Here is a 22,201-nt window from a genome sequence, read left to right as displayed (position 1 = left end):
GGAAGGTCGAGTTTGCCTACGGCTGCGCGAGAGCCGCCAGCGTGAAGAACGCGATCGAAGCGTTGGGCGTCCCCCACACCGAAGTGGAGCTCATTCTGGCCAACGGCGTGTCGGTGGACTTCTCCTACAGGGTGCGGGAAGGCGACCGGATCGCGGTCTATCCCAAATTCGAGGCGCTCGATGTGCGGCCGTTGCTGCGCGTGCGCCCCGAGCCGCTTCGGCGCCTGCGCTTCGTCGCCGACTCGCATCTGGGCGGGCTCGCCCGCTTCCTGCGCATGCTCGGATTCGACACCCTGTACAGCCAGCAATACCACGACCACGAGATCCGCGACGTCGCGGCAAAGGAGGGGCGCGTGATCCTCACGCGCGATCGCGAATTGCTCAAATGCCGCGACGTCACGCACGGCTGCTTCCTGCACGCCATCAAGCCCGAACAGCAGTTGCGCGAGATCGTCGACCGGCTGCAACTGCAGCGCGATGCGCGACCCTTTACGCTGTGCCTGGAGTGCAACGTGCCGTTGCGGGCGGTGGAAAAGCAGGCGGTGATCGACCGCCTGCCGCCCAACGTTGCACGCTCCTACGAGCGCTTCAGCACCTGCCCGCGCTGCGGCGGCCTCTTCTGGGAAGGTTCGCACTGGCGACGCATGCAGGCGGTGCTGGCGCCGATCCTGAACGAAAGGCGCGCCGAGCACTGACCCGCGCGCAGGGGACGCCTCGCCGGCTTCGTGCGCGAGCGGCGCCGGCCCTGCCGGAGACGGTCGAGGCGTTCCAGAGGTGCAGCCGCCCGGACGGAAAAACGCAACGATCCTCGCACGCGCTGAGCACGCGGCACAGGCTAGAATTCGGGGCGACTGCGGGCGGCGCATGAGGCGCCGCGTTTTGTTTCCAAGTTCCTGATTATCAAGGTCTCGAATGTCCAGCCCGAGCAGCGGCGCCATCGTGATTCGCGGCGCGCGGCAGAACAACCTCCGCAATCTCGACCTCGATCTTCCGCTCAACGAACTGATCGTCGTGACCGGCGTGTCCGGTTCGGGCAAGTCTTCGCTCGTATTCGATACGCTCTACGCCGAGGGCCAGCGGCGCTATGTCGAGACGTTCTCGCCTTATGCGCGCCAGTTCCTGGAGCGCATGGACAAGCCGCAGGTCGAGCGCATCGACGGCATTCCGCCGGCCATTGCCATCGACCAGACCAATCCGGTGCGCACCTCGCGATCGACGGTGGGCACGATGACCGAACTGGCCGATCATCTGAAGCTGCTGTTCGCCCGGGCCTCGCGCCTGTATTGCCGGCAGTGCGCGAGGCCGGTGCGCCGGGATGACGCCGAGACGATCTGCACGGAACTGCAAACGCGCGCCGCCGAAGCGGGCGATCCGCGACTGGTCGTGACGTTTCCGGTCGAGGTGCCGGGCAACTTCTCCGAAGCCGAGATTCTCAAGTTGCTCGAAGCGCAGGGCTACACGCGCATCCACACGCGCGGCGGCAGGCACCTGGAAGTAGTCCAGGATCGCTTCCGCTTGTCCTCGGCCGGGCGCGCGCGCGTGATCGAGGCGCTGGAGGCCGCGCTGCGCGTCGGGCAAGGGCGGGTGAACGTCTATCCGCTTGCGGAGGCGGAGGAGCCGCGCGAAGGCGCGGCGTCGGGCGCCGCCCCACCCCGGACGCCTCGCACGGCGTGGCGATTCTCGACGTCGCTTCACTGCGCCGACTGCGACATCCATTACCGCGAACCGACGCAGAGCATGTTCTCGTTCAACTCTCCGATCGGCGCGTGCGAGACCTGCCGCGGTTTCGGGCGCGTGATCGGCGTGGACTACGGCCTGGTGATCCCGGACGAATCGAAGACGCTGCGCGAGGGCGCGGTCAAGCCCTGGCAGACGCAGAGTTTCCGCGAGTGCCAGGACGATCTCGAGAAGTACGCGAAAAAGCGGGGCGTTCCGCTCGATATCCCGTGGCGCCTGCTGAGCGAAGCGCACAAGCGCTGGGTGATCGAGGGTGAACCGCAATGGGTGAGCTGGAGGAAGTCCTGGCCCGGCACCTGGTACGGCGTGAAGCGCTACTTCGACTGGCTGGAGACCAAGGCCTACAAGATGCACATTCGGGTGTTGCTGTCGAAGTATCGCGCCTACACGCCATGCGCGGCTTGCGGGGGCAGCCGGCTCAAGCCAGAGGCCCTGTTGTGGCGCTTGGGGACCAAGGCGGACGCCGATGCCGTGCTCGATCCTCGCCGCCGCTTCCGGCCCACGGCGGTCGCCTGGAACGTAGCGCAACTGCACGCGGCGCCCGGCCTCACCCTCCACGATCTGATGTTGCTGCCGGTGGACCGCTGCAAGCAGTTCTTCGATTCGCTGCACTTGCCGGCACCATTGGACGAAGCCACCGGACTGTTGCTGGGGGAGATCCGCACGCGGCTGTCCTATCTGCAGGAGGTCGGGCTCGGCTACCTCACGCTCGACCGCCAGTCGCGCACGCTTTCCGGGGGTGAAGTCCAGCGCATCAATCTGACCACGGCGCTGGGCACTTCGCTCACCAATACGCTCTTCGTGCTGGACGAGCCGTCGATCGGGCTGCACCCGCGCGACATGGGTCGCGTGATCGCGGTCATGGAGAAGTTGCGCGATGCCGGCAATTCCCTGGTAGTGGTGGAGCACGACCCGCAGATCATGTTCAGCGCCGACCGCATTCTGGACATGGGGCCGGGTCCGGGCGAGCGCGGCGGCCAGATCGTGTTCTTCGGGCGCCCGCAGGCGCTGGCCGCGCAGGCGCGCTCCCTCACCGGTGAATATCTGCGCGGGGCCAGGCGTGTGGACGCCGGAGTCAAACGCATTCCCGTGGACGCGCGCACACCCCGACTCGAAGTCCTCGGCGCCCGCGAGCACAACCTGAAGAACATCGACGTGGCGATACCGCTCAACCGGCTGGTTTGCGTGTCCGGGGTATCGGGCTCCGGAAAGTCCACCCTGGTGCAGGACGTGCTGTATCCGGCGCTGCTCAAGCAGCGCGGCAAGCCGACCGAGGCGCCCGGTGCGCACGCCGGATTGCGAGGCGTCGATCTGATCGGGGAAGTCGTGCTGGTCGACCAGACGCCGATCGGGCGCACGACGCGCTCCAATCCCGCGAGCTATGTCGGCGCGTTCGATGCGATCCGCGATCTGTTCGCCAGGGCGCCGCTGGCGAAAGAGCGCGGCTACCGGCCCGGCACCTTCAGCTTCAATTCGGGCGACGGGCGCTGCCCGACCTGCGGCGGCAACGGTTTCGAGCACGTGGAGATGCAGTTTCTTTCCGACGTGTACCTGCGCTGCCCCGACTGCGACGGAAAACGTTACCGCCCGGAAATTCTCGAGGTCACCATCGCGCCGCGGGACCAGGCCGTGAAGAACATCGCCGGGGTTCTGGAGATGACGGTCTCGGAAGCGCTCGCCTATTTCGCCGAGTATCCGGAAGTGCTGCGCGCATTGCGGCCGCTGGCCGACGTGGGACTGGAATACCTGCGGCTGGGGCAGCCGGTGCCCACGCTGTCGGGCGGCGAAGCGCAACGCCTCAAGCTCGCCGCGCACCTCGCGACGGCCGATGCTTCGCCCGCAGGGCTTCGCGGCGCGCCGGAAAAGACGATGCTGTTCCTTTTCGACGAGCCGACGACGGGATTGCATTTCGATGACATCGCCAAGCTGCTGAGGTCGTTCCGGCGGCTCGTGGAGGCGGGCCATTCGCTGCTGGTGATCGAACACAATCTGGACGTCATTGCCGCGGCCGACTGGATCATCGATCTCGGCCCGGAGGGCGGCGAAGCCGGCGGCGAGATCGTCTGCGCCGGCACGCCGGAAGACGTGAAGCGCAATCCGGCCTCCCATACCGGCAAGGCATTGGCCCAATACGAAGCGGCACTGGCTTCGATGAGCGCGCTGCGTGAACCGGTGGCGCAGGTTCGTCGTGCGGCACGCTCGACGCCTCACGCCATTCGGATCCACAACGCCCGCGAGCACAACCTCAAGAACATCGACGTCGCGCTGCCGCTGGGCAAGTTCACGGTGATCACCGGGGTGTCGGGCAGCGGCAAATCGACGCTGGCCTTCGACATCGTGTTCGGCGAGGGCCAGCGCCGTTATCTGGAATCGCTCAATGCCTACGCGCGCCAGTTCGTGCAGGTGGCCTCGCGCCCGGACGTGGAGGCGATCCACGGCATTCCGCCGACGGTGGCGATCGAGCAGCGCACCAGCCGTGGCGGGCGCAAGAGCACGGTGGGCACGCTCACCGAAGTGCATCATTTCCTGCGCCTGCTGTTCGTCAAGCTCGGCACGCAGTACTGCCCGGACTGCCGGGTGGCGATCGAGCCGCAGAGCGCCGAGGCGATCGCGGCCCGTATCCTGCGCGAGCACAAGGGACAGCACGTGGGGCTGCTGGCGCCGCTCGTCGTCAACCGCAAGGGCGTCTACACGGATCTCGCCAAGTGGGCGCACGGCAAGGGCTTCCGGTATCTGCGGGTCGACGGGCAGTTTCTGCCCACGCAGCGCTTTCCGCGCATCGACCGCTTCAAGGAACACACGATCGAATTGCCGGTGGCCGACCTGCGCGTGAGCGCCGCGGAAGAGCGCGCGCTGCGCGAGGCCCTGAGCCGCACGCTCGAGCACGGCAGGGGCGTGGCGCACCTGGTCGCGCCACTGGATCAGATGATGGAAGGCGGGCCGTTCGGCGAGACGGTGTTCTCCACCCGCCGTGCCTGCCCCTCGTGCGGGCGCAGCTTCGCGGAACTGGATCCGCGACTCTTCTCCTATAACTCCCGGCACGGCTGGTGCCCGAGCTGTTACGGCACCGGGCTGCAACTCGAGCACGTGGGCTGGGACGAAGAGCGCTCGCGCACCGGCCAGGAGGACCATGTGCTCGACTCGTGGATCGAGTGGCTGGAGGTGGACGAGCCTTGCCCGGCCTGCGAAGGCAAGCGCCTGAACCGCGAGGCGCTCGCCGTGCTCTGGCAAGGACGCTCGATCGCGGACTACGCCGCGCAGCCGGTTGCGCAGCTCAAGGCGCTGTTCGAGTCGCTCGCGCTGGAAGGCCGCGAAGGCGAGATCGCGCGCGATGTGGTGGCCGAGCTGAAGAGCCGGCTCGGCTTCCTCGCCGAGGTGGGGCTCGACTATCTGACGCTCGACCGCGCGGCGCCCACGCTTTCCGGGGGCGAGGCGCAACGCATCCGCCTGGCCGCACAGTTGGGCTCCAATCTGCGCGGGGTGTGCTACATCCTGGACGAGCCCACCATCGGGCTGCATCCGCGCGACAACCGCGTGCTGCTCGATACGCTGGAGGCGCTTGAGCGCAAGGGCAACACGCTGCTGGTCGTGGAACACGACGAGGAGACGATCCGCCGCGCGCATCATCTGGTCGACCTGGGTCCGGGCGCCGGCCGACAGGGCGGACAGGTGATCGCGCAGGGCACGGTGCAGGACCTGATGCAGGCGCCGGCCTCGCTCACCGGCAGGTTTCTGGCGCGCCCCCTGACCCATCCGCTGCAGCCGCGGCGGCCGGTCGACCCGCGACTGCCCGCCGTACAGGTGATCGGCGCCGATCTGCACAATCTGCGCCGCATCGACGTGCGCTTTCCGCTGGGGCGGCTGAGCGTGATCACCGGGGTTTCCGGCAGCGGCAAATCGACGCTCGCGCGCGAGGTGCTGCACGACAATCTGCTGGCGCTGGTCGGTGCCCGGCGGCGCGGTGCAATCGAACCCGCCGGGTGCAGGGCGATCAGGGGCTGGGAGGCGGTCGGGCGGGTGCTGGAAGTGGACCAGACGCCGATCGGCAAGACGCCGCGCTCCTGTCCCGCGACCTATGTCGGTTTCTGGGACGCGATCCGCAAGCTCTTTGCCGGGACGCATGATGCGCGCATGCGCGGCTATGGACCGGGGCGCTTTTCCTTCAATACGGCAGGCGGGCGCTGCGAAGGCTGCGAGGGCCAGGGGCTGCGCAAGATCGAGATGAGCTTCCTGCCCGACGTCAAGGTCGCCTGCGAAGTGTGCGGCGGAGCGCGCTTCAACGGCGAAACGCTCGCGGTGCGCTACAAGGGCAAGTCGATCGGCGAGGTCCTGGCGATGAGCGTGGATGAAGCGGCGGAGTTCTTCGCCGCGCATCCGGCGATTCACCATGCCCTGCGCCTGCTCCAGGACATCGGACTGGGGTATCTCACCCTGGGTCAGCAGAGCCCGACGCTCTCGGGCGGCGAGGCGCAGCGCATCAAGCTCGTGACCGAGCTCTCCAAGGTGCGGACCTTCTCCGTCGCTTCCGCGCCAGAGGGGGCGGGAGCCAGTGCGCGCTCCGCGCATCGCGCGCGGCACACGCTCTACGTGCTCGACGAGCCCACCGTCGGCCTGCATATGGCGGACGTCGAAAAGCTGCTGCGCGTGCTGCACCGGCTGGTGGACGCCGGCAACACCGTGGTGGTGATCGAACACAATCTCGATGTCTGGGCGGAAGCCGACTGGATCATCGACCTCGGACCGGAAGGCGGCGAAGGCGGCGGGCGCCTCGTCGCTCAAGGAACGCCCGAGCAGGTGGCCGCCGTGAAGACCTCGCACACCGGCCGCGTGCTCGCGCAGTTCCTGCGCACCCGCGGCGAAGCCGAGCCGCTCGCGGCAGCGTCGTGACGGATCTCGCGTCTGGACTGCATCAGGGGTTGGATGTTGCAGGGTTCCAACGCAGGCGTATGATCGGCACACGACGAGACATCCAGCGATGAAAGCAAACGACCCGCATCTTTCGCTCGCGCCTCAGCAAGTCAGCCTGGACGTGCTGCGCGAAAAATACGCGAAGGGCGACGAAGCGACGGCGCAGGACGTGCGCCGGCGCGTGGCGCGCGCGCTGGCCGCGGTGGAGAAGGAGCCGGCGAAGTGGGAGCCGGTGTTCTTCGAGGCGCTGGAGAACGGCTTCATCCCAGCCGGGCGCATCAATTCCGCCGCCGGTACCCAGCTCGCGGCCACCCTCATCAACTGCTTCGTGCAGCCGGTCGGCGACTCGGTATCGGAGACGGTGGACGGCAAGCCCGGCATCTACGTCGCGCTGATGGAAGCGGCGGAAACCATGCGCCGCGGCGGCGGGGTTGGCTACGACTTCTCCGCGATCCGCCCGCACGGCGCGCTGGTGCGCGGCACCCAGAGCAGCGCCAGCGGCCCCGTGTCCTACATGCGGGTGTTCGATCAGAGCTGCGAGACGGTGGAATCGGCCGGCGCCCGGCGCGGCGCACAGATGGGCATCCTGCGCTGCGATCATCCCGACATCGAACAGTTCATCCACGCCAAGGACGACGGCAGCCTGCGCAACTTCAACATCAGCGTCACGGTCACCGATGCCTTCATGCGCGCGGTGGAAGCGGACGCAGACTGGGAGCTGGTGCACAAGGTGCCGCCGCATCCGCGCGAAGCCGCAGCGGTCGCGAAGCAGCGGGCCGATGGTCTGTGGATCTATCGCACGGTCAAGGCGCGCGATCTGTGGAAGCAGATCATGGACTCGACCTACGACCATGCCGAGCCCGGCGTGATCTTCATCGACCGCGTCAACGCCGACAACAACCTTTCCTACTGCGAGACGATCGAGGCGAGCAACCCGTGCGGCGAGCAAATGCTGCCGGCCTACGGTTGTTGCTGCCTCGGCAGCGTGAACCTCACGTCATTCGTGTCCCATCCGTTCACTGCAAAGGCGCGTTTCGACTTCGAGGCATTCGCCAGGGTCGTGCGCGTGGCGGTGCGCATGCTGGACAACGTGCTCGACGCCACCGTGTGGCCGCTGCCGCAGCAGGCGCTGGAAGCGCGCAACAAGAGGCGCATCGGCCTGGGCTTCACCGGGCTGGGCGACGCGCTGATCATGCTCGGGCTGCGCTACGACACCGAAGAGGCGCGGGCCATGGCGGCACGGATCGCCGAGCGCATGCGCGACGAGGCCTACGGCGCCTCTGTCGACCTTGCCATCGAGAAGGGCGCTTTTCCGCTGCTCGACGCGGACCGGTACCTGGCGCCGCCGCGTTTCGCCTCGCGATTGCCGGCGGCGCTGAAGGAGCGCATCCGCAGCCACGGGCTGCGCAACTCGCACCTGCTGTCGATCGCGCCGACCGGCACGATCTCGCTGGCGTTCGCCGACAACGCCTCCAACGGCATCGAGCCGCCGTACTCCTGGACCTACCAGCGCAAGAAGCGCGAGCCGGACGGCTCGCACAAGGTCTACGACGTGGAAGATCACGCCTGGCGCCTCTACAAGCGGCTCGGGGGAGACGTGGGCAAGCTGCCGCCGCAGTTCGTGACGGCGCTGGAGATTTCCGCTCTGGACCACATGCGCATGGTGGCGGCGGTCAACCCCCTGATCGACTCGGCCATCAGCAAGACGGTGAACGTCCCCGAGGACTATCCGTACGAGGATTTCAAGGATCTGTACTTCGAGGCCTGGAAGGCGGGGTTGAAGGGCATCACCACTTATCGGCCCAACCGCGTGCTCGGCGCGGTGCTGTCGACGACGCCGCACGAAGAAGCGCCCAGCGATCTCGATACCTCGGAAGCGGACCGCCGCATCCGGCTGGATGCCGCACCCGCCCCGGCGCTTGCCAGCCTGCGCTGGCCGGGGCGGCCGAAACTGCCCGCCGGCAACCCGGCGTGGACCTACATGGTCGAGTCGCCGTTCGGACAGTTCGCGATCTTCGTCGGCCACGTGGACAACGGCGGCCCGCATCCGTTCGAAGTGTGGGTCAACGGCGCGGAGCAGCCGCGCGGCCTGGGCGCAGTGGCCAAGACGCTGTCGATGGACATGCGGGCGCGCGACAAGGCGTGGCTGCGCATGAAGCTCGCGATCCTGTCGAAGACCGCGGGCGACGACGCCTTCGACTGTCCGATGCCGCCGGACGGCAAGCCGCAGCGCGTGCCCAGCGTGGTCGCCGCGTTCGCGCGCATCGTGAGCTGGCGCGTGGAGCAGCTCGGAGCGCTCGCCGCACCCGACGAACGTTCCCCGGTGCTCGACGCGCTGTTCGCGAAGAAGGAACCGAAGACCGGCACCGACGGCACCATGTCGTGGTCGGTGGACGTGCTCAATCCCAACTCCGGCGACGACTTCGTGCTGATCCTCAAGGAGCTGGTGCTGCCCTCCGGACAGCGGCGGCCTTATTCGATATGGATGGCCGGCACCTATCCGCGCGCGCTCGACGGGCTGTGCAAGCTGCTCTCGCTCGACATGCGTGTGATCGATCCGGCCTGGATCGGCATGAAGCTCAGAAAGCTTCTCAACTACGCCGAGCCGCTTGGCGACTTCATGGCGCGCGTGCCCGCAGAGAACCGCCAGCAGAACTGGCCGAGCACCGTGGCCTACGTCGCGCGCCTCGTCATCCACCGCTACGCCATGCTCGGCGTGCTCGACGAGCGCGGCTATCCGGTGAACGAGATGGGCGTGCTGGAGATTCCGGAGGCGGCGCGCGAAGACGAAGAAGGGCTGCGCGTGCTCCCGGGGAAGCGCTGCGCCGAGTGTGGCAACGCCACCGTCATCCGCAAGGACGGCTGCGAGTTCTGCACCGCCTGCGGAGCGATCGGCGCCTGTGGGTGACGCAGGCCGGACAGCGCTCGCGGCAGGGTTGCGCGCTGATCGTTCCGCGCGCGCCTGCATGACGGGGCCCGGGCCATGAACGCGAGCAGCGCACTGCGCCGCGCCACTCCGGTCAGCGGCTCGATAACCACATGACCCGCCTCCTCTTGGCAGCCCGCAAGGGTGCGGGGATCGTTTTGGGAGTCTGTATGGCGCTGGCCGGTGATGCGGCGCACTCGGACGAGTTTGCGGTGCTGGTGTTCAGCAAGACGGCCGGGTACCGGCACGAGTCGATCGCCGCCGGCGTGGCGGCGGTCCAGACGCTCGGCCGCCGGCACGGCTTCCGGGTACATGCGACCGAAGATGCGACGGCGTTCACCGACCAGAGTCTCGCGCACTATCGCGTGGTGGTCTTTCTCAATACCAGCGGGGACGTGCTTGACTCCGCGCAGGAGGCGGCATTCGAGCGCTTCGTGCGTCGCGGCGGCGGATTCGTCGGCGTGCATTCCGCGAGCGATACCGAATACGACTGGCCGTGGTACGGGCGGCTGGTCGGCGCCTACTTCAAGAGCCACCCGCGCATCCAGCCGGCGATCCTGAGAGTCGTGGATCCCGCGCATCCGTCGACCCTGCATCTTCCGCCCGAGTGGCAGCGGCGCGACGAGTGGTACAACTTCCGCGAGGATCCGGCCGTTGCCCGTGTCCTGCTCGTCATCGACGAACGCAGCTATGCGGGCGGAACGATGAGCAGCCGCCATCCGATGGCCTGGTGCCAGGAGTTCGAAGGCGGCCGCGCGTGGTACACCGCGCTGGGCCATACCGTGGAGACCTACGGCGAGCCGCTTTTCTTGCAGCATCTGCTCGGCGGAATCCTGTGGGCCGCGGGCGTACAGGATTGAACAAAGCTGCAGCCACGCGCGATGGTCGCGCGACGCTCACGCCCTCACGCAAAAAAAAGCCGAGACAATCGGGCGCGCGGCCTGTATAGTGCGCGTCAGGCACTTACTCGCGTCATCCGGTCCGCGTGCCGCCTTTCGTGGTTTCCCCCTCGAATTCCAGCTTGACGTTATCTGCCTGAACCGGTTCCGGACGCGATAGTCCGGCAGGCCGATTCAGGAGATTCTCATCAGCACTTCATTTGAAGCGCTCGGCCTGCGCGCCGAGCTTGTCCGCGCTGTTGCCGACGAGGGCTACGCGCACCCCACTGCGGTCCAGGCGCAGGCCATACCCGTGGTCCTCCAGGGCAAGGACGTGATCGTCGGCGCCCAGACAGGCACCGGGAAGACGGCAAGCTTCGTTCTGCCGCTGCTGCAGATGCTGGCCGCCAAACCCGCCGCCAACCACTGCGTGCGCGCGCTCATCCTGACGCCGACCCGGGAGCTGGCGGCGCAGGTCGAGGAAAGCGTGCGCACCTACGGCCGCCATCTGAAAGTGCGCTCGACCGCGGTTTTCGGCGGAGTGAACATCAATCCGCAGATCCAGGCGCTCCAGCGCGGCGTGGACATCCTGGTCGCGACGCCAGGCCGTCTGCTCGACCACGCGGGAAGCCGAACGGCAGACCTTTCGAAGGTGCAATTCCTGGTGCTCGACGAGGCCGATCGCATGCTGGACATGGGATTTGCCCCCGCGCTTCGCCGCATACTGGGACTGCTGCCGGCGAACCGGCAGAACCTGTTCTTCTCCGCCACCTTTCCGCGCGAGATCCGCGGCCTGGCCGACTCGTTCTTGCGGCAGCCGGTCACGATCGCGGTCGCGCGCCAGAAAGCCACCGCCGAACTCATCACCCAGGTCGTGCATCCGGTGGACAAGGCGCGCAAGCGCGCGCTGCTGTCGCATCTGATCGGCTCGGGCGACTGGCGGCAGGTCCTCGTGTTCACCCGCACCAAGCACGGCGCCAACCGGCTGGCCGAACAGTTGCAGAAGGACGGCATCGGCACGGCCGCGATTCACGGAAACAAGAGCCAGGGCGCGCGCAGCCGCGCGCTGGAGGATTTCAGGAACGGCGGCGTGCGCGTGCTGGTGGCCACCGACATTGCGGCGCGGGGGCTGGACATCGAGGAACTGCCGCACGTGGTGAACTACGAGCTGCCCGACACCCCCGAAGACTACGTCCATCGCATCGGCCGAACGGGGCGGGCCGGCAGGGCCGGTGTGGCCGCTTCGCTGGTGAGCGGGGAGGAAGAGGGGCTCCTGAAGGATATCGAGCGGCTGATCGGCCGGCATGTCGAGCGGATCGCGGTGCCCGGATTCGAACGCGGCTCCGCGCCCTGCGCCATGGAGCGCCATGCGCGCGAGTCTTCGCAGGAGCGGCAATCCCGCTCCCACGGCCGGCGCACCGAACGCCGCCCGCAGGCAGCCGGTGCGCGCAAGACAGGCCGGCAACCGCCACCCGCGGGCGACGCCAAGCGCAGCAACGAAGGAGGGCGAAACCGCAAACGCCGCGGCGCCGCCGCTGAGCCGCGCGCAATCGCCAAAACGCGCCCGGCGCACGGTGCGCCGCAAGCGCAACCGCGAAGCCAGTTGCACAGCGCGTTGCGCGCCGTTGCCGCGTTGTTCGGCGTGGGTCGGGACAGTTGAGCAAGCAAACAGTCGATCACTGGAGGCATTGACATGAATATCTTTGTTGGCAATCTCGCCGCTGAAGTCACCGAAACCGATCTCGCCGAACTGTTCAGGCCCTTCGGACAGGTCAAATCCACCGAAGTCAAGCGCGAGCTGTTCTCGGGCAAGCCCAAGGGTTTCGGCTTCGTCGAGATGCCCGGACGCAATCACTCGATCGCCGCGATCACCGCCTTGAACGGCAGGGAGTTCAAGGGGCAGGTGTTGCGTGTCAACGAGGCGCGCGAACGTCCCGAGCGCGGCCGCCGGCGCTAGGCATCAGCCGTACAGCACCCGGAGCGCCAGGCCGGCCACCGCGAGTGCCAGTACCACGGCGATCCTGAAGTTCCACGCCGCCCGTGCGCGCAGGTACTGCACGGCGGCGGTGAGCTGTTCGTTGTTTCTCGCGAGCGACTCCAGCAACTCGGCCATCTGCTGCTGGCGCGCCTCGAGCGCCTGAATCCGCTGCCCGAGCAGGGTCGGGTCGGAGGCGCCGGTGCCCGGAGGCGGCGCGGTCTGTGTGCGCCGCTCGAGCAGCTTGCGCGCGCTGTCCACCAGCGCGGGCGCGCTGGCCAGGATGGTGCCCCACGGCACGGACTTCAACCACAGCCAGGACATGAAGGCTCCGGCTTCGTCGTGTTCACCCCCCGATGATAAACCCGCGGGCAGGAACGCCGATCCGGCCGCGGCGGTCGGGTGCAGTTCGTGCGCCGTGCGTCGGCTGGTGCGGGACGCCGTGACCGGTTGAAAAGCCCCCGTGTCGTGCCCATTTCAGGGTCATGGACCGCTCGGCGCGGGACCTTGTCTGGCGGGCCGTGAAAGGACAACGCAACACCATGAAATCCAGGGATCTTCGCGACTGGATGTGGGCCGAGGCGGTCGATCTGCTGGACCGCGCGGAACGCATGCACCGCCAGTTCTTCCAGCCGGCGGGCCGGACGCTGAACACTCGGCCTGCCTGGGAACCGCCAGTGGACGTGTTCGAGACCGAACAGGAACTCGTCATTCTGGTCGCCCTTCCGGGCGTATCGCCCGAGAACGTTCAAGTGAGCTTCGACGGCGCCGTGCTGTCCGTCATTGGCGAGCGACCGCTTCCCTGCGGGAGCGCGGCGGCGATCCGCCGCCTGGAGATTCCGCATGGAAGGTTCGAGCGCCACATCGAGCTGACGGGGATGCCGCTGGACATGGTCCGGCAGGAACTCGCCAACGGCTGCCTGGTCCTGCTTTTCGCCAAGCGCGGCGTACGGGGAACGTGAACATGAATAGCGATGCAATGCGCCAGCAAGCGCTGGACAACCCAGGCCTTACGGTGAATGCCGCACCCGCGGCCCAGGAGGGCGCGGCGAGCGCTGCGAAGCCGCTGCCCCCGGATGCGCTGATCGTCGTCCCGGTACGCAACGTCGTGCTGTTTCCGGGCGTGATTCTTCCCATTTCGATGCGGCGCGAACGCTCCGTGGCGGCCGCGCAGGAGGCCGCGCGCACGCAGAGCCAGCTCGGTTTTCTGCTGCAGCGTGACCCGGCGAACGACAACCCCGGGCCGAACGATCTGCACTGGGTGGGCACCGTGGCCAACATTCTGCGCTACCTCACCACGCCGGACGGCACCCATCATGTCGTCAGCCAGGGGCAGGCTCGCTTTCGCGTGCTGCAGTTTCTAGACGGCTGGCCGTTCATGGTGGCACGCGTGCAGCGCATCGAGGAAGTCGAGTCGCACGACGCCGAGATCGAGGCCCGCGCGCTGCAAATGAAGGAGCGCGCGGCGGAGGCGCTCCAGTACCTGCCGCAGGCGCCGGCGGAACTGGGCAACGCGCTGCGCTCGATTTCCTCTCCGAATCAGCTCGCCGACATGATCGCCGGCTTCATGGATCTGGACATCGAGCAGAAGCAGACGTTGCTGGAGACCTTCGATCTCAAGACGCGCATGGACAAGGTGCTCGCGCACCTCGCGCACCGCATCGAGGTCCTCAAGATCTCGCACGAGATCGATCAGAAGACCAAGGAAGCGATGGAAGAGCGCTCGCGCGAGATGCTGTTGCGCGAGCAGATGCGCGCGATCCAGAAACAGCTCGGCGAGACCGACGACAACGCCGAAGAGCTGGAGGAACTCGCCAAGGCGATCGACGAAGCGAAGATGCCTGAAGAGGCCGACAAGCAGGCGCGCAAGGAACTCAAGCGCCTGCAGCGCATGAACGAGTCGGCGGGCGAGTACTCGATGGTGCGCACTTATCTCGACTGGCTGATCGAGCTGCCCTGGTCCAGGGAGTCGGAGGACCGCATCGACATCAACGAGGCGCGCCGGATCCTCGAGGAGGACCACTACGGCCTGGAAAAGATCAAGCGCCGGATCCTGGAGTTTCTGGCGGTGCGCAAGCTCAATCCGTCCGGCAAGAGCCCGATCCTGTGTTTCGTCGGCCCGCCCGGCGTGGGGAAGACCTCGCTCGGTCAGTCGATCGCGCGCGCGATGGGGCGCAAATTCGTGCGCGTCTCGCTCGGCGGCACGCACGACGAAGCCGAGATCCGCGGCCACCGGCGCACGTACGTGGGCGCGCTGCCCGGCAATGTCATCCAGGCGATCCGCAAGGCCGGAACGCGCAATCCGGTGATGATGCTCGACGAGATCGACAAGCTGGGGGTCGGCGGCTTCCACGGCGATCCGGCCTCGGCGCTGCTCGAAGTGCTCGATCCGGAGCAGAACTCGACGTTCCGGGACAATTATCTGGCGCTGCCCTTCGACCTGTCGAAGGTGATGTTCATCGCCACGGCGAACATGCTGGAAACCATCCCCGGACCGTTGCGCGACCGCATGGAAGTGATTCAGCTTCCCGGCTATACCGAGGAGGAAAAGCTGCAGATCGCCAAACGCTACCTGGTCAAGCGCCAGCTCGAGGCCAACGGGCTCGAGCCCGGGCAGTGCGAGATCCCGGATGAGACGATCCGCGCCATCATCCGGGACTACACGCGCGAGGCCGGCGTGCGCAATCTGGAACGCGAGATCGGCGCGGTATTCCGCCACAGCGCAATGAAAATCGCCGAAGGCAGTGTGCAGAGCGTGCGTATCGAGCCCTCGGATCTTGCCGCGATCCTCGGCCCGCGCCGCTACGAAAACGAGGTGGCGATGCGCACCGCGGTGCCGGGCGTGGCCACCGGGCTCGCCTGGACGCCGGTTGGCGGCGACATCCTGTTCATCGAGGCCTCGCGCGTGCCCGGCTCGGGCAAGCTGATTCTTACCGGCCAGCTCGGCGAGGTGATGAAGGAGAGCGCGCAGGCCGCGCTTTCGCTGGCCAAGGCGCGTGCCGCCGAGCTGGGCGTTTCGACCGAGCTGCTGGAAAAGAGCGACATTCACGTGCACGTGCCGGCCGGGGCCACGCCCAAGGACGGCCCCAGCGCGGGCGTGGCGATGTTCACCGCGCTTGTCTCGCTGCTGACCGGCAAGCCGGTGCGCCACGACGTGGCGATGACCGGCGAGATCTCGCTGCGCGGGCTGGTACTGCCCATCGGCGGCGTGAAGGAAAAGACGCTCGCCGCCCTGCGCGCGGGCATCCAGACCGTGCTGCTGCCAGCACGCAACCGCAAGGATGTCGAGGAAGTGCCGCAGGAAGTGCGCGACAAGATCCGCTTCGTCTTCGTCGAGCGGGTGGACGACGTGCTCGCCGAAGCGATCGGAGCGCAGTTCTCCCCGCGGGCCGAGCAGGCCGCCTGAGCGCGGGTCCTGCGGGAGCCGTTCAGGTTCTCGCGGGCACCCGTCTCGCCGGGCGCGGCGCGAAGTTCCGCGGCGCGGCTCGACCGGAGATGGCGCGGCGCTCTGCCGTCTCGGCACGCCGTGCGCTACACTGATCGCTCATGCGCGCCGTTCTTTTTGCTGCTACCGGGGTGTGGCTGCTGTGCGGCTGCGCGGCGTGGGCGGAGAGCGACGCCGAGGCCGCAGAGCGCCTGCGCCGCGAGATCGCGCAGCTCATCGGCGAGGCACCCTGCTCGAACCTCGTCAACTGCCGGGTCATCGGACTGGGCGCGCGGCCCTGCGGCGGACCGGAGGAATACGTGGCCTTTTCCACCTGGACCAAGCGGGAGGAGATCCAGACCAAGGTGCTCGAATACAACTTCCTGCGCGAGGAGATGCTCTCCGGTGAACCGCGGGCGGGCGCCTGTGTCGTGCTGCCGGAGCCGAAGGCGGCTTGCGTGAACCGTCGCTGCGTGACTGTCCCCGAGCAGTGAAGCGCTGCGCATGACGGCGACCGGGACTGAAACCATCCGCGACCGGCTCATCGGGATGCGCGTCATTCCGGTGCTTCGCTTCAGCGATCGCGCGGAGGCGCAGAAAGTCATCGACTGCCTGCTGTCGGCGGGCTACGGTACCGTCGAAATCACGCTCACCACCCCCGGCGCCCTGGAACTGATCGAGACATTGCGCGCCCACAGCGATTCCTCGCTGTTGATCGGGGCGGGCACGGTGCTCGATCTCGAGCAGGCCAAGCGCTGCATGGACGCCGGTGCGCACTACCTGGTGTCGCCCTGTTTCATCCCGGGCCTGGCGGCGCTCGGGCACGCGGGCGCGTGCGGTGTGCTCAGCGGCGCGTTCACGCCGGGCGAAGTGCTGTGCGCGTGGCGCGAGGGCGCCGACCTCGTCAAGGTCTTTCCCGCAGCCACCGGTGGACCTTCGCACGTTGCCGCGCTGCATGCGATCTTTCCGCAGATCGCGCTTTGTCCGACCGGCGGGGTGTCGCTCGGCAACATGCTCGACTACTTCAAGGCCGGCGCATCCGCCGTGGGGGTGGGCAACAACATCGTGGAGCGCGCCTCCCTGGACGTGGGCGACCTCAGGGCCGTGGTGGCCTACGCCAAGCGGTTCCTCGAACTGGCCGGAGCGCGGCGTTGAAGTTCGACATCGTCTGCCTCGGCGAGCCGCTCTACGAGTTCTCCCAGATCCCCGGCCGGCCGCGCGAGTACCTGCAGGGATTCGGCGGCGACACGATGAATTGCGCGATTGCCGCCGCCAGGCAGGGCGCCCGCGTCTCGTACGTCACACGCCTTGGCGACGACGAGTTCGGCAGGCAACTGCGCCAGATGTGGTCGGAGGAGGGGATCGATACTTCGGGCGTGGAAATCGATCCCGAGTCGCACACCGCCGTCTACTTCATCTCCCATGGCCCGGCAGGACACGCGTTCAGCTACCTGCGAAAGGGCTCTGCCGCGTCGCGGATGCGGCCGGACTTTCTCCCGCAGGCTCTGCTGCGAAGCACCGCTTTTTTCCAGACCTCCGGCATCAGCCAGGCGATCAGCGACTCGGCCTGCGACACGGTCTTTGCCGCGATCGATCTGGCGAAGGCGGCGGGCGCGCGCTTCGTCTACGACGCGAACATACGCCCCCGGCTTTGGTCCAAGGCGCGCGCTGCGGCCGTGGTGGGCGCGACCGTCGCGCTGGCCGATTTCTTTTTTCTGTCGATCGAGGACGCGCAGTTGCTGTGTGGCCTCACGGAAACGGACGCGGTGCTCGACTGGTGCCATCGGCGCGGCGCGCGTTGTGTGGTGTTCAAACTCGGCCCCGCCGGTGCGGTGGCGAGCGATGGGCGCGTGCGCTGGACGATCCCCGGCTACCGTGTTCAAGCCGTGGACGCGACGGGAGCGGGAGACTGTTTCGCAGGCGCCGCCATGGCGAGGCTGGCGGCGGGAGATTCGATCGAGGCTGCCCTGCGCTACGCCAGCGCGGCAGCAGCGTTGACCTGCACCGGATTCGGAGCGGTCGGCTCCCTGCCGCGCCCGGGTGCGGTCAGAGCCCTGATGAACGGCTGAACGGCGCCGGCGCTGTGGCGGCCTAGCGCCTCTGTTTCTGGCGGATCACGATGAGTACGATGAGCAGTACGACACCGCCCGCGAGAAACATGTCCAGCATGGACATTCCAGTCCCCTTTTCCTGGATCGACCGAGTGAGAATGGTGGCCCGCTGTGGCCGCATCCATTCTGCCGGCAGCCGAACGCCGCGCTGCCATGCGGACTTTCCACTCTTTGGCGTGCCACTGTCAAGCCCTCGGCGCCGGGCCTCGCGCTCGCTCGCGCTGGCGGTGCTGCTGGCGTTGCTCGTCGCGCCGGCGCTCGCGATGGAAGGGCTGGCGAAGCACAACGGCACCCGGCTGCTGCAGACCTGCAGCGCGGCTCAGGCCCGGCTTGCGGGCGAAGTGCTGTCCGCCGATGCGTCGGCCGATGCGGCGCTGTGCCTCGGCTTTCTCGAGGGCTTCGCGTGGGGACACGGCTGGGCGGCGTGGCGCAAGGGCGAGGACATGTATTTCTGCCCTCCGGAGACGTTCTCGTACCGGGACGCGGTGCCTGCGGTGCTGGACTATCTCGGCGCGCATCCCGAGCGCATGGACACGGATGCGCACATCCTGGTGTTCAGCGCCCTTTCGGTTGCCTTTCCCTGCACGCCCTGAAGCACCACGCGCCGGTCAACATCGACTCCTGATCGAAAATCCCGGCACGAACGGTGCGAGTGCCCGAGCAGGGTTGCCGTCCTGGCGGCGAATGCGCAGGGCTCTTGTCTGTGGACACCGGTCATTCGCGGTCTGGTACATTCTCGTGGACGCCACTTCCAGGGAGTCCGAATGAAAGCCGTAGGCAGGATCTTTCTCACGGGGATATTGACGGTGCTGCCGGTTCTGGCGACCGTCTATCTCATGATCTGGCTGTTCAGGTTCGTGGATCAGTTTCTCGGCAAGCCCTTGCTCTGGCTCATCCCCGACGAAGCCTATCGCGCCGGAATGGGGTTCCTGCTGGCGATGGGCGTGATCTTCGTGGTGGGTGTGCTGATGCGTGCGTACTTCGTCCGGCAGATCTTCCGCTGGGCCGAGCGGGTGCTGCTCGAAATCCCCCTCATCAAGTCGATCTACGGAGCGCTGCGCGATTTCTTCGGCTTGTTCGCGGGGGAGGAGCGCGGCCGGGCGTTGCAGGTGGTCAGCGTGAGCCTGCCAGGCACCGACATGCGCGTGCTCGGATTCGTGACGCGCGACGAGTTCTCGGATCTGCCACCGGGGATCGGCGGCGACGGCGAAGTGGCCGTCTATCTGCCCATGAGCTATCAGGTCGGGGGCTACACGGTGCTCATGCCGAAAAGGCAGTTGCGGGCGGTCGACATGTCGCGCGAAGACGCGATGCGCTTCGTGTTGACCGCCGGCGTGCGTGCCCGTCCGGCGGTGGATGCCTGAGGCTTGCTCGTTTTCGGTGTGGATTTCACCAGCCGTCCGCGCGCGGGCAAGGCGATCACCTGCGCGAGCGCCGAGTTCGTGAGTCGGACTCTGTGGGTGCGCGCGGTCGAGCGCCTCGAGACTTTCACGGACTTCGAAACGCTCCTGCAACGGCCGGGCCCCTGGATCGGGGGGTTCGACTTTCCTTTTTCGCTTCCGCGCCCGCTGGTCGCTCAACTGGGCTGGCCACTGCAGTGGCGTGCGCTCATGCGCGAGATCGCCGGTCGTTCGCGCGAGCAATTCCGCGCCTTGCTCGAGGCCGCGCGGCAAAGTCGTCCGGCGGGGGCGCGCTATCTGCACCGTGCGACCGATCTGCCGGCGGCCTCTTCCAGCCCGATGAAGCTGGTCAATCCTCCGGTGGGCCTTATGTTGTACGAGGGGGCGCCGCGCCTGGAGACGAGCGGCGTCACGGTCTACCCCTGCGCCAAAGGAGATCCCGCGCGCATTGCGCTCGAAGCGTATCCCGCGCTGGTGGCCCGGCGCGTCACCCGCGCAAGCTACAAGACCGACGCGGGTGCGCAGCAAACGCCGCAGCGGCGGCGTGCGCGAGCCGCGATCATCGAGGCCGTGACGTGGCGCGCGCGCGAGTTCCTGGGGTTCGACGTGCGCCTGCCGCGCGAAGTCGAGCGGGCGGCGCGAGCCGACGGCAGCGGTGACGTGCTCGACGCGGTGTTGTGCGCCTGCTGTGCGGCATGGGGCGCTGCGCGCAAGGCGAAGCGCTATGGCGTGCCCCCGGGAGCCGACCGGCTCGAAGGCTGGATCGTCGGGCCGATGCCCGGCGTGCGCGTGCCGGCATGATGCGCACGCGACGCGGGTTCGAATCTTCTCGCTGGCGTCGGCACACAGCCGCTCTGTCACTGCTGGGGGTCGCGCTGTGGGTGCTGCCGGCGAGCGCGCAGGGGTTGCGGTTCGCCTTCGAGCCGGCGTCGAGATTCGGCGCGAGCGAACCGGCAAGCGTGCTGACACTGCGTGGAGAGATCATGCCCGGCGACGCGGAGCGGTTCGTGCGATTCGTGCTCGAGCGGCGGGAGCAGTTCGTCGAGCACGGCGCGCGGGTGGCGTTCGTCATCGATGGCGGGGACGTGCTCGAGGCGATGCGCATCGGCGAGCTGCTGCGCGACGCGTTCGTCGAAGCCTGGTTGCCGGACACCGGAAGCACGCGCTGCATCAGCGCCTGCTTCCTGATGTTCGCACACTGCGTGTCGAGGCGCGCGGTCGCGGAGACGGTGGGTCTGCATCGTCCGTACTTCGAGGCGCAGGCGCTCGCAGAGGCCGCGCCGGAGGCGGTGCGCGCGCGCTACGAAGCGCTCGGCGCGCAGTTGCGCAGCCGAATGTCGGAACTGGCGGTGCCGGGCGCACTGGTCGAGCGCATGTTCAGCCTGCCCGCCGGGGAAGTGTACCGGCTGTCGATGCAAGATCTCGAGGCGCTGGGCCGCAGGCAGGCGTGGTTCGAGGACTACCTTGCCGCGCGCTGCGCTCGCCCGGCCATGGCGCAAGCACTGCCCGATTCCTCGACCGCTGCCTGCACCGAGCGCCTGCTGCGCGAACAGCGGCGCACGTTCGTCGAACGGTTCGCGGCCGGCGCGCGCTAGAGGCCTCTGGAATGCGTTTCCCCGGGTGCGGCCGTGCCCCGTCCGAGTCGACGCTCGCGGGTTCGCCGCTGAAGAGGCACATGCTGATCGCGGCCTGGCTGCTCGCGCTGCGGGCGGGCGACGGGTTGGCGCAGGAGATCGGACTGCAGGGCGAGCTGCCTGCGCTCGAGGTGGAAGCCTCCACTGAAGCGCCGAGCGATCCGTGCGAGCTGCCCCCGGACCGGGAAATGCTCGGTCTGGACTGGACGCGCCGCGTCCTGTTCGACACGGTGTGCAGCGCCGCGCGCTGGTTCGACGGTTTTTTCGGCGACATCCGCTACGACGACGCCGCGCCCGGCGTACGCGGACGACTGTCGCTCGGCATCGAGCGTCGCGAGGACGCCGGCCTCACGACCCGGCCGCGCTTTCGCGTGCGCGTTCCGCTGCCCAACCTGAACAAGCGGCTCAGCGTCTATTTCGAACGCGAGGACGAGGCGCGGTCGATCGAAGGCCGCACACCCGAAGGCCAGCCGGCGGTCGAACCGATATCGACGACTTCGGCGCAGGACACGACGCAGGTCGGCTTCGCCTACCGCAAGCTCAAGCTGCTCGATGAGGTGGTGGACTTTCGCCTCGGCCTGCGCGCGCCGCAGGGGGAGCTGGATTACTACGCGCGGGCCAGGTATCGGCGTGCGTTCTGGCAGAGCGCCGCCACGCAATGGCGGTTCAGCCAGACGCTGTACTGGCGCCACAGCGAAGGCTGGGGCGAGACCACCGAACTGGACTTCGAAGCAAGGCTCACCGCGCACCATCTGCTGCGCTGGTACACCACCGCGACCTGGTCGAAGGTCACGGAGGGAGTGGACTGGAAGATGGGCTTTCCGCTTTATCGCAGCCTGCGCGGCGGCAGAGCGATTGTGATCGAGCCCAATCTGAACGGGCAGACCGGGCGGCCGTTCCTGATCGCGAGCTACGGCCTGCGCGGTGCCTACCGGCAGGCGCTGGGGCGGCGCTGGCTGTTCGGGGAGCTCTATCTGGGCGAAGACTGGATCAAGTCCGCCGAGGGTGCCGAGCGCGACGCACAGGTCTTCGCCGGCTTCATTCTCGAGGTCGTCTTCGACGGAAAGGATCTCGAGGCCCGGGCTGGCGCTGAAGGCTTGCCGCCGCAGCCCCCGGGACCGGGCGAGACGAGTCCCGTGAGGTGAAGCGTGATGGAGAGAAGCGTGAGGAGCGAAGGGTGAATCGTCAAGGGAGCGGAGGCCGGCTTT

The 22,201-nt window shown here is 67.7% G+C and carries 18 protein-coding genes; 16 read left to right on the top strand and 2 right to left on the bottom strand.

The annotated features are described in order from the left end of the window. The 6 genes from VNM24_13650 to VNM24_13625 form a co-directional block, all read left to right on the top strand. Positions 1–695 (top strand): Mut7-C RNAse domain-containing protein (locus VNM24_13650; protein ID HWQ39626.1); only part of this gene is annotated, 695 nt, incomplete at its 5' end. Between the two features lie 217 nt (positions 696–912). Continuing rightward, entirely contained in the window at positions 913–6,624 is a 5,712-nt protein-coding gene (gene uvrA / locus VNM24_13645) for an excinuclease ABC subunit UvrA (protein ID HWQ39625.1), read from the top strand. Between the two features lie 88 nt (positions 6,625–6,712). Next, the gene (locus tag VNM24_13640; protein ID HWQ39624.1) at positions 6,713–9,553 is read left to right on the top strand and encodes an adenosylcobalamin-dependent ribonucleoside-diphosphate reductase; all 2,841 of its coding nucleotides are present in this window, start codon (positions 6,713–6,715) and stop codon (positions 9,551–9,553) included. A gap of 131 nt (positions 9,554–9,684) precedes the next feature. Continuing rightward, complete coding sequence (locus VNM24_13635; protein HWQ39623.1) at positions 9,685–10,431, top strand: ThuA domain-containing protein; 747 nt, start codon at positions 9,685–9,687, stop codon at positions 10,429–10,431. Positions 10,432–10,657: 226 nt separating this feature from the next. Continuing rightward, on the top strand, positions 10,658–12,109 hold the full coding sequence (locus VNM24_13630; protein HWQ39622.1) for a DEAD/DEAH box helicase: 1,452 nt from the start codon (positions 10,658–10,660) through the stop codon (positions 12,107–12,109). A 33-nt stretch (positions 12,110–12,142) separates the two neighbouring features. Further along, positions 12,143–12,406: an RNA-binding protein gene (locus VNM24_13625; GenBank protein HWQ39621.1), complete on the top strand. Its 264-nt coding sequence runs from the start codon at positions 12,143–12,145 to the stop codon at positions 12,404–12,406. A 3-nt stretch (positions 12,407–12,409) separates the two neighbouring features. Here the strand turns inward: VNM24_13625 and VNM24_13620 are convergent, their stop codons facing one another. After that, positions 12,410–12,748, bottom strand: coding sequence for a hypothetical protein (locus VNM24_13620; protein ID HWQ39620.1), 339 nt, complete (start codon positions 12,746–12,748; stop codon positions 12,410–12,412). A gap of 218 nt (positions 12,749–12,966) precedes the next feature. Here VNM24_13620 and VNM24_13615 point away from each other — a divergent pair, with 218 nt between their 5' ends. From VNM24_13615 to VNM24_13595, 5 genes are all read left to right on the top strand, one after another. Next, complete coding sequence (locus VNM24_13615; protein ID HWQ39619.1) at positions 12,967–13,386, top strand: Hsp20/alpha crystallin family protein; 420 nt, start codon at positions 12,967–12,969, stop codon at positions 13,384–13,386. 2 nt (positions 13,387–13,388) lie between these two features. Beyond that, a complete protein-coding gene (gene lon / locus VNM24_13610) occupies positions 13,389–15,830 on the top strand; it encodes an endopeptidase La (protein HWQ39618.1) in 2,442 nt (813 codons plus the stop codon). Between the two features lie 140 nt (positions 15,831–15,970). After that, positions 15,971–16,342, top strand: coding sequence for a hypothetical protein (locus tag VNM24_13605; protein HWQ39617.1), 372 nt, complete (start codon positions 15,971–15,973; stop codon positions 16,340–16,342). Between the two features lie 10 nt (positions 16,343–16,352). Then, positions 16,353–17,003 carry a bifunctional 4-hydroxy-2-oxoglutarate aldolase/2-dehydro-3-deoxy-phosphogluconate aldolase gene (locus VNM24_13600; protein HWQ39616.1) on the top strand — a complete coding sequence of 217 codons (651 nt, stop codon included), beginning with the start codon at positions 16,353–16,355 and terminating at the stop codon, positions 17,001–17,003. Then, positions 17,000–17,917 carry a sugar kinase gene (locus tag VNM24_13595; protein ID HWQ39615.1) on the top strand — a complete coding sequence of 306 codons (918 nt, stop codon included), beginning with the start codon at positions 17,000–17,002 and terminating at the stop codon, positions 17,915–17,917. The genes VNM24_13600 and VNM24_13595 overlap by 4 nt, the downstream gene beginning before the upstream one ends. A gap of 22 nt (positions 17,918–17,939) precedes the next feature. On the opposite strand, the gene VNM24_13590 is transcribed toward VNM24_13595, so the two are convergent. After that, positions 17,940–18,080, bottom strand: coding sequence for a hypothetical protein (locus VNM24_13590; protein HWQ39614.1), 141 nt, complete (start codon positions 18,078–18,080; stop codon positions 17,940–17,942). Between the two features lie 55 nt (positions 18,081–18,135). Here VNM24_13590 and VNM24_13585 point away from each other — a divergent pair, with 55 nt between their 5' ends. The 5 genes from VNM24_13585 to VNM24_13565 all read left to right on the top strand — a co-directional run bounded on the left by VNM24_13585 (position 18,136) and on the right by VNM24_13565 (position 22,138). Then, positions 18,136–18,552 (top strand): Rap1a/Tai family immunity protein, encoded by a 417-nt coding sequence (locus VNM24_13585; GenBank protein HWQ39613.1) that lies wholly within the window; start codon positions 18,136–18,138, stop codon positions 18,550–18,552. A gap of 171 nt (positions 18,553–18,723) precedes the next feature. Then, positions 18,724–19,323: a DUF502 domain-containing protein gene (locus VNM24_13580; GenBank protein HWQ39612.1), complete on the top strand. Its 600-nt coding sequence runs from the start codon at positions 18,724–18,726 to the stop codon at positions 19,321–19,323. 3 nt (positions 19,324–19,326) lie between these two features. Next, positions 19,327–20,160, top strand: coding sequence for a DUF429 domain-containing protein (locus VNM24_13575; protein ID HWQ39611.1), 834 nt, complete (start codon positions 19,327–19,329; stop codon positions 20,158–20,160). A 158-nt stretch (positions 20,161–20,318) separates the two neighbouring features. Beyond that, positions 20,319–20,954, top strand: coding sequence for a hypothetical protein (locus VNM24_13570; GenBank protein ID HWQ39610.1), 636 nt, complete (start codon positions 20,319–20,321; stop codon positions 20,952–20,954). 80 nt (positions 20,955–21,034) lie between these two features. After that, positions 21,035–22,138, top strand: a complete 1,104-nt coding sequence (locus VNM24_13565; GenBank protein HWQ39609.1) for a hypothetical protein — start codon at positions 21,035–21,037, stop codon at positions 22,136–22,138. The last annotated feature ends 63 nt before the right edge of the window (positions 22,139–22,201 follow it).

The sequence above is a fragment of the Burkholderiales bacterium genome, from assembly GCA_035560005.1.
In the GTDB taxonomy this organism is placed as follows: Bacteria; Pseudomonadota; Gammaproteobacteria; order Burkholderiales; family Eutrophovitaceae; genus DASRFY01.
Note: the sequence above shows the minus strand (reverse complement) of the source record. Positions and strands in the feature narration are given on the sequence as shown.